General features: G+C 39.2%; 7 protein-coding genes. 4 read left to right on the top strand and 3 right to left on the bottom strand.

The genetic code is table 11. From position 1 onward, the window contains the following. Nucleotides 1-227: 227 nt before the first annotated feature. The 3 genes from ACUVXA_RS13030 to ACUVXA_RS13020 all read right to left on the bottom strand — a co-directional run bounded on the left by ACUVXA_RS13030 (nucleotide 228) and on the right by ACUVXA_RS13020 (nucleotide 4,020). Complete coding sequence (locus ACUVXA_RS13030; protein WP_445871706.1) at nucleotides 228-1,880, bottom strand: hypothetical protein; 1,653 nt, start codon at nucleotides 1,878-1,880, stop codon at nucleotides 228-230. Between the two features lie 185 nt (nucleotides 1,881-2,065). Beyond that, entirely contained in the window at nucleotides 2,066-3,322 is a 1,257-nt protein-coding gene (locus ACUVXA_RS13025; RefSeq protein WP_445871705.1) for a family 1 glycosylhydrolase, read from the bottom strand. A 182-nt stretch (nucleotides 3,323-3,504) separates the two neighbouring features. After that, nucleotides 3,505-4,020: a hypothetical protein gene (locus ACUVXA_RS13020; RefSeq protein ID WP_445871704.1), complete on the bottom strand. Its 516-nt coding sequence runs from the start codon at nucleotides 4,018-4,020 to the stop codon at nucleotides 3,505-3,507. Nucleotides 4,021-4,219: 199 nt separating this feature from the next. Here ACUVXA_RS13020 and ACUVXA_RS13015 point away from each other — a divergent pair, with 199 nt between their 5' ends. The 4 genes from ACUVXA_RS13015 (at nucleotide 4,220) to ACUVXA_RS13000 (ending at nucleotide 7,850) form a co-directional block, all read left to right on the top strand. Further along, a complete protein-coding gene (locus ACUVXA_RS13015) occupies nucleotides 4,220-5,404 on the top strand; it encodes an SPL family radical SAM protein (protein ID WP_445871703.1) in 1,185 nt (394 codons plus the stop codon). Between the two features lie 49 nt (nucleotides 5,405-5,453). Further along, complete coding sequence (locus ACUVXA_RS13010; protein WP_445871702.1) at nucleotides 5,454-6,338, top strand: MBL fold metallo-hydrolase; 885 nt, start codon at nucleotides 5,454-5,456, stop codon at nucleotides 6,336-6,338. Nucleotides 6,339-6,450: 112 nt separating this feature from the next. After that, nucleotides 6,451-7,497 carry a uroporphyrinogen decarboxylase family protein gene (locus tag ACUVXA_RS13005; RefSeq protein ID WP_445871701.1) on the top strand — a complete coding sequence of 349 codons (1,047 nt, stop codon included), beginning with the start codon at nucleotides 6,451-6,453 and terminating at the stop codon, nucleotides 7,495-7,497. 176 nt (nucleotides 7,498-7,673) lie between these two features. Continuing rightward, nucleotides 7,674-7,850, top strand: a complete 177-nt coding sequence (locus ACUVXA_RS13000; protein ID WP_445871700.1) for a hypothetical protein — start codon at nucleotides 7,674-7,676, stop codon at nucleotides 7,848-7,850. Nucleotides 7,851-7,903 lie beyond the last annotated feature (53 nt).

The raw sequence follows: 7,903 nt of genomic DNA, 5'->3' as shown, positions 1-7,903 counted from the left end.
TACTCGGTCGATATCAGTGGTCGTTAGCGAGTCTACCTTTGACCTTATGGATGTATTAATTATTAATTTTAATTTTTATTTATAATTTATTAATATAAATAAACTTTGAAATATTTAAAGGTATATAATTTAGAAAATTAATTACCCGCTAATAACAGAAAATAACTAAAAGCCATTTTAAGAAAGTGAAACAAAAAACCTCTATGAAAAGAATACACTTATGCCCCTTAATTCTCAGAAATAGAGGTTGGAACGATTAAATAGAGTGGCCATTTCTTCAATACTCCTTTGGGAAGCTTCCCCTTCCTAACCTTTTTTAAAAGCTCCGACCGTGGTATTTCGGTTTCAACAAGATTTTTATTTAATGTTTCCAAGCGGAGTTGCATTCTTTTTATAGCGTTATCAATTTCAATTCCCCCCGGACATAAAACTATACTTTCTTGGATATCCTTCACGTTTTGGCATTCGCTATCCTGAGGCAGAGGTATAGTCATTATCAAAGGCTGCTCATCGTGCTCTAATTTGAGTAAAATCGATAATTCACCACCTATTTTGCATCTATTTGCCAAACATGCCAGTATGCGATGGGGGTTAATAATCTCCAATTCCTTAACATCAAAATAGTCTCCAACAAAAACTATTCGATCTTTGGGAACCTTTAACTCAGAGGGAAATACTACACTTGTCTTTAAGCGGAATCTTGCCCGTAACACTTGACCCGCAATCTTTGGAAGCCCTTCTTGATCTACAACGGTGACTACATCCCCTGTATCGATATTAATTACAGGATTGTACCCATCGGTACGTGAAACTAAAAGGCGTCCCACCCTTCTTTCTCCGCGCGAAATCATTTCCCGTTTTTCCTTTCGCTCTATAACTGGGATAGTTAGCGGAAAAACATACATTTTATCATCCAAGGGCAGTCCAGAGTCATCGCGGGCAATATTTGCGGCAAATGGGCCTATCTCACTTCCAACGTAAAGATTAGTATACCTCTCATCACCCTTCTCCCACCGCATGAATTTGCGAATTTTTGACCAATCATTTTCAGTCATTGAAGAAATACTGAAAACTATGGTAGCCTCAGATAAAACCTCGTAAAGTCTTTTTTGAATCTCAACAGTAGCGGTGCTAATTCCCATACTCGCAATCATATTATAAAGCTTTAAAGACTCATCATCTTGTCCCGAAAAATATTTTTGTGACCTCTCCAATCCCCGCCTTAATCGTTCCAAATCAGCCCAACCCAGTATGGTTGACGCAGGAGCAGAAACGATGGCTATGTCCTCCATCGAGATGATCTTTGCTAGTATCTCCAGATTATTAGCACTCTTATACTCATACAAGAGGTGGAAGCGAGGCCTAATCAAAGAAAGCATTAGTCTCTGGGAGAACTCTGAAGAGTAAAGCTTGATTAATCTTTTTTTCCCAATAGTGGAGATACCATCGCCACCAATTCTGGAAGGAACAAATATCACGGCAGAAGATTTGCTGTTCAATCCACTTGCTTGAAAAATTGTCTGCATACCCGGAGCCCAGAGTTTTTTCACCAGCTCTTCAGAGAGTTGGTACCATTTGAGATCCGAGATGTGCCCGCCTGAAGTCCCAGATGTGTGACATATAACAAGCGGGCTTGTACCATTGTAAGAAGACAAAAGGGACTCTACATCTATTGAAAGCAGCTTTGAATCTGTGGTCTCCCTTCCCACTCTTTCGTAAAGGTCATCAACCTGTGATAGGCCCGATAATTTTAGTGCTGTTGACTCGTATTCTTCTCTTGAAGATATATTTAGCCAACTTTTCCAGTCTATCGGAGAAATACTTGAATATGTATTAATGAATACTTTCTGCAATTCTGAATCGAAATCATACGACCTCAAATAACGCACCAAAATTTCTCTGTTAAATTGGATTTATGTTCTCTAATTTCACCCAGCTTTTATTAATTGTTCAGATTTTTCTTTTTTGGTTCCTGAATTAAATATTAGATTAACAAGTCTTTGGAAGTAGACAAATAAAAAATGAATTTTGACAATGTTAATCCTTAGTTAATAGTGAGTTGTGTTTAGGCCTTCTTCTCTTCGCCGAATACTTGCCAGTTTTTGAATGGTTTTTTCATCTTGTGATACTTTTCGTAATCCTTTGATAAGAACCCGTTATTTTTACAGATTTTGCCATAGAATTCTCCAGCGGGCGTAATTTTCCTTTTCAGCGATCCCACCAGGTCGATGTATCCGCCCACATCCTTTTCCTCTCCTTCAACGTCAATCAGCGTGAAGAACGGTTTATAGTCGTAGCCCCATTCATAGCTGTGCAGGGTGCACCACCAATTATAACCTATAGCTTCCACTTTGTCTAGCTTGATGGCGTCATAATAAGCTTTGAGATGCTCCAGCATAAATTTAATTTTCTCATCATGGTCACGCGTAGGGAAACCATTTTCAATAATGGCAACCGGCTTCCTATATCTTTTATAGAGGTCAGCTGGTATGATTCGCAATCCTTCTGGGTATACTATCTGATCGGCTACATTGTTATCCTCTTTCATAAAGAATTTGAAGTAGTAGTCGATTCCACAGTAATCCATCTTATCTTTTATACCGTCTAAAACCTGATAGTTCAAAACTTGGTTCGCCAAATCCGCTGAAGCTTTGTGAGCCTCGTTTTTTGGGTCTAATGGTACGTATACTCCGCAGTAGTTGGAGATTCCCACCTTGGTATTTTTGGAGCTGGCATGTATTACATCAAAGCTCTCGTTTATGGCTTGGGTCATATTGCTTATGCAGGTTAGGGCTTCTCCCATATCATTGTGGAATGGTTGAAAGGCACTATCAGGACTTAACGCTCCCAAATAGGCATTAAGCGCATATATCTGGGGCTCATTTATGACCACGGCGTAATCAATATAGTCTCCAAATTCTTTTATCCCTAACTCAACGTATTCTACAAATTTTTTTACCACGTGCTGAGACAACCAGCCCTGATGATCATGAATCCAGCGGGGATTAGTAAAATGGTGAAAGGTAACCCAGGTTTTAACACCGATTTTCCGAAGTTCAGAAAAATACTCGTGGTAAAACTTTAGGGCATCCTTATTGATCTGTCCCTCCTTGGGTTCGATTCGAGCCCATTCGATGCTGGTTCTCCAAGCGTTATGATACATCTTTAAAACAAGTTGGAAATCCTCTTTGTAATGTTCTATATGTCTGGCAGTCCATCTTAATGGCAGGTCACACTCTGCACCACCAAAAGCTTGGTAATCACAGATGCAACTTCCCCAAAGGAAACCTTTAGGAAAATAATATAAATCATCCTTACTCATAAAATTCTCTCCTATATCAAGAACGATATTTTTACTTATATCATTTTTTCATACCATTTGAAAATCTGCTTACTACTTTTAGGGAGTTATCAAGTAAACATATAGTTAGGGAGCACAGTGATATTAGTACACGCTTACTTTTTCAAAAAGAAAAATGAATGGGTATTGGGGAAAATTTAGAATTATCTTCTTCGTCTCCAATAACCGCCTAATAGAGCAAGATAAATGATCACCGCGATGAAAGCTGATAAACAAGTAATTATTGGACCCAAAGGTATCTGCAAACTGGCTAAATAAACTGGAATATTATGGAACAAAATAGTGTACTGCCATTGGCCTTGATACAAGTACCAATAAGACGCATAGGGGATTTGTACAATTGAAAGATTGGTGCTAGCTCCAATTCTGGGTAACATGTATAGGAATGCGGCTGTCAATGCAACGCTGGCGCCGAAAACTGTTAACCCTTCACTGATAGCATACTGTTTAACAGTTAAACTTAGAAAAGCACCGATTATAGCTATGATAGAAGCAATAAGACAAACAAGCCACTCTAGCTCACCTATCCAGTAATTTACTTGAAAAATTGTTCCAAAAAGTGTCGTTTGGATATTTAGGAGAGGTATAAATATTCCAATGAACATCAATAGTATGAACAATAGTCCCAGAGCAGTTGCGCTAATACCACTTTTCGACATTTCTACTCACCAAACATGTTTTATTGAGTTATAAATAATCTACAGACTACTATAAAAAAATTCCTAATAATCGTCAAATAGCTCTTAAAAAACCTTAATTTTAAGCTATTACTGAAAAGTATTAGTTTCCATCAGGTTAAATCTTTACCTTAACTTAAAAATTCTAACAGAATAAAGTTTTAAAGTTTTGAAAGGGTAGATGGTTCAAGGTGATGTTTTGAGCTGGGTTTGGAGGCTAATTCCGGAAAAATGCTCCATCTGCGGTGAAAAGCTTAGTAAGCCCATAAAATTGGGCTACATTAGTTTTGCTCAGCACAAGGAGTGCTACTTCGACTTTTGGAAAAGTAAGGATAAGATACCAGCAGTCCCGGTATATAGAAGATTGAAGAGCCCAGCCCTCAAAACCGCGAATATGGATTGTCTGCGAAGTAGATTCTCACTAAATCTTTCAGACGGTTGCCCCCATGAATGTGTTTACTGTTATGCCCGAGCTATGTGGCCCAGTCCACCCCATGGCTCATACTTTATCCGCTCAGGCATAGTGGATAGGGTGAAAAACTTCATAAAGCGTTCAAGAGTGGTCAAACCCGTTTACGCCTCGCCGGTGAGCGATCCCCTAGCGTCACCTGAATTAGCCGAAATGACTTTAGAACTCTCTCGATTTTTTGTTGATGAAAATATTCCTTTTTATTTAGTGACAAAGGGGGAAATCCCGAACCGGATATTTGAAACCGTCCAGAATTATCCCTTTTTCGCGGTGCAGGTTTCTTTAACTACCCTCGATAAGAGTCTTGCCCATTTAATTGAGCCTAACGCCCCCTCTTCCGAGGTTAGGTTGCGTAATTTAAGGAAGGCAAAAGACTGGGGTATTTTCACTGTGCTGAGGGAAGACCCCTTCCTTCCTCTATTAACGGATTCTGAGCAAAACATTACCGAATTAACACAAGAAGCACTGGATATGGAAGTGGACCATATTATTGGTAGTTTTGTAGGGCTTAAAACCTCTTCTCCTAGTCATTTTGAATATCTCCAGCTATGGTTTAGAGAAAATGAAATAGAAGAATTAGCTGAAAAATACGAGGAGCTTTTCTTTGATAAGGGAAGGGTTTTTCACGGCTACCGAATAAGCTGGGACAAATACCGCTACCCCAAACTCAAACTTATACGAGACCTTATTCTAGAATCGAAAAAGAAAACGACCTATGGGCTCTGTTTAGAGGACATGGACTCCCTGTGGATTGGAGATCAATGTGAAGGGTTTAGATTCGCTCCGGTTAAGCGAAACAGGGAGCAGAAATTTGTGCCCATAGAGGGATGTGAAGGCAACTGCCGGTACTGCCAAATCCAGTGCACAAGCCGGTCCGTTCAATTAAAACTAACATAAGACTTTGCTTAACATAATTTTTCAGGGGCTGAATTCCATGGAGTTGGAGATGATTTCGGAGAAAGTGGGTTTTTTAAATACGAGAGTGAAAGTGGGAATAATAGTTGGGGATAAAAACTGTATTTTAATAGATTCGGGATTAGATTCAAGCACTGGTAAAAAGATACTTTCACGACTAAGAAGAGAGGAATTAAATGTGATGGCTATTATTATCACTCATAGCCATGCGGATCACTATGGAGGAACCGCTTTTATTAAGGAGTGTGCCGGTGCCAGAGTCTATGCTTCCACCTTAGAGGCCGCGATAATTGAAAACCCCGTTCTGGAACCCATTTATTTCGCTGGAGGAGCACACCCTCCTACGGAATTAAAGAACAAATTTATGATGGGGACTCCATGTAAGATAGATCAAATAGTGGGGGAAGGCTCTTTGGAAATTGGATCTATGAAAGTAAATATTATCAATCTACCGGGGCACAGTCCTCAACAAATCGGAGTAATCGCAGAAGGAATATTGTTTTGCGCAGATTCTGTTTTTCCCACAGAGGTTTTAGAGAAGCATAAAATATTATTTTTACATAATGTTGAGGACTTTAGGAATTCACTTACAAGGCTTCTCACTATAAACTGCGAAAATTTTCTTCCTAGTCATGGGAAACTGGTAAAAAGGGAGGAATTTGTAAAACTCGTAAACTCAAATCTAGCCTCAACAGAGGAAGTGGAAGAAAAAATTATAGAAATCCTGAACACTCCTCTCGAAATTAATAAACTCATATCTATAGTTTTAGATAGATTCGAAATGAGCATAGATCGGTATTCAGATTACGCACTATTCTCTTCAACCCTTAAAGCCTATCTAAACTATCTAAAAGACAAGGAAGGGATAGGATTCAAGATGGAAAGAAACCAGCTCCTAGTTTACAAAAAGGATTAGCCGATTTAAAAAAGCTGGTCCTAAAAATCAGGTCCGAAAATTTAGAAAATAAAATAAACCAGAAGCACACAAATTAATTACACCTTAAGCAGTTTATGGATGGTATTAAAAAATGAACTCCTATGACCGGGTTATGGCTGCTCTAAAAGGTAATACTGATGAATTGGATTACATTCCCTGTGTAAATTCTGCTTCCAGTTGCACCATGGATTTAATGAAGAGGGTTGATGCTTGGTGGCCTGAGGTGCACAGGAATGCGGAGAAGATGGCCAGGGTAGGCTCTGCTGCCCATAAAGTATGCGGGTTGGATATGATAACCATTCCATTCGATATGGTTGTGGAGGCAGAAGTGTTTGGGGTTAGTATTGATTACCATGAGAATGATGCCCATTCTAGGTACTGTTTTTGGCCCTCAAGAAAGAAGCCTTTAAGCAACCTTATTGTACCTCTCATTGTGCCTGAAAACATTCCCGAACAAGGCAGAGTGCAGGTGATTGTTAAGGCGATTAAACTGCTCAAGGAAGAATTTGGTGGCCAGGTGCCGGTAAACGTTCAGATAATTCCCCCCTTTACTAGTATAAGTTATTATATTTTGGACACGGTAAAATTTTTTGTATCTATCGCACGAGGCCCCGAACAGGTGAAAGCTGTTATAGACGAAGCCACACCTGCTTATATTGAACTGGCAAAGATATACAGTGAAGCCGGTGCAGATATTATCACTCTTCACGATATGGGGGCACACGCAAAGGCGATGAATGAAATACAGTTCAGAGACCTTGTTAAACCCTATTTAAAACTCATGTCTCAAAGCGTGGAAACAAGCATACTAAATATTTGTGGTCTAACTACACCCATACTCAAAGACATGGTAGAATGCGGTGCGACAGCTATAGCATTAGATGAAAAAAATTCGATAAAAGATGCAAGAAGCATAGTAGACAAAGTTAAACCCGGATACCCCATAATAGGCAACCTCTCCCCAAAAGACCTAATTGCAGAGGGAACACCAGAACAGATTAGCGAATCAGTAAAAACCGTAATACAAGAGGGGGTAAGCTTAGTGGCCCCGGGGTGCGACCTCGTACTAGAAACACCAACTAAAAACTTGTGCACTATGGTGGAATCCACAAGAAAGTATGGAGAAATCAAGCGATAGTTAAAACCCTTTTTCATCGGATTTGAAAATTTATTGGATAATTGTTATAAGCAGCACCACTCCGCAATGGGAGATTCTGAGTAAATAGTACGGGTATTTGCATAGTAATCTTAATATATTTACAATTTCAATTTTATCATTCTCACAGGTAATATTATGTGGAAGCGCTATCCGAAATGAGCGTAACCGAATCTACTGAGAAGGTTTCTAAGAAGGATTTAAACACTATAATCTATGCAGGTATTTGCGCTCAGTCCTTTTTCACTCTTACCGGAGGACCTTTTCTAGTTGCTTTTGCACTAATTATGGGGGCGGACATCTTCTCATACCCGTCAATATATTTCACGAGCTAGAACTTGACGCCTATGCTAACAGTTCTAAAATAGCGGTATTTAAATAGAATTAT

Source organism: Candidatus Jordarchaeum sp., assembly GCF_052745115.1.
The sequence above is the reverse complement of the archived record's forward strand: the minus strand, read 5'-3'. Positions and strand labels throughout refer to the sequence as shown.

Bases quoted from the DNA above. Each gene is read 5' to 3' on its own strand.
- ACUVXA_RS13005 (WP_445871701.1), top strand. From the start codon at position 6,451: ATGAACTCCTATGACCGGGTTATGGCTGCTCTAAAAGGTAATACTGAT.
- ACUVXA_RS13025 (WP_445871705.1), bottom strand. From the start codon at position 3,322: ATGAGTAAGGATGATTTATATTATTTTCCTAAAGGTTTCCTTTGGGGA.
- ACUVXA_RS13010 (WP_445871702.1), top strand. From the start codon at position 5,454: ATGATTTCGGAGAAAGTGGGTTTTTTAAATACGAGAGTGAAAGTGGGA.
- ACUVXA_RS13020 (WP_445871704.1), bottom strand. From the start codon at position 4,020: ATGTCGAAAAGTGGTATTAGCGCAACTGCTCTGGGACTATTGTTCATA.
- ACUVXA_RS13000 (WP_445871700.1), top strand. From the start codon at position 7,674: ATGAGCGTAACCGAATCTACTGAGAAGGTTTCTAAGAAGGATTTAAAC.
- ACUVXA_RS13015 (WP_445871703.1), top strand. From the start codon at position 4,220: ATGGTTCAAGGTGATGTTTTGAGCTGGGTTTGGAGGCTAATTCCGGAA.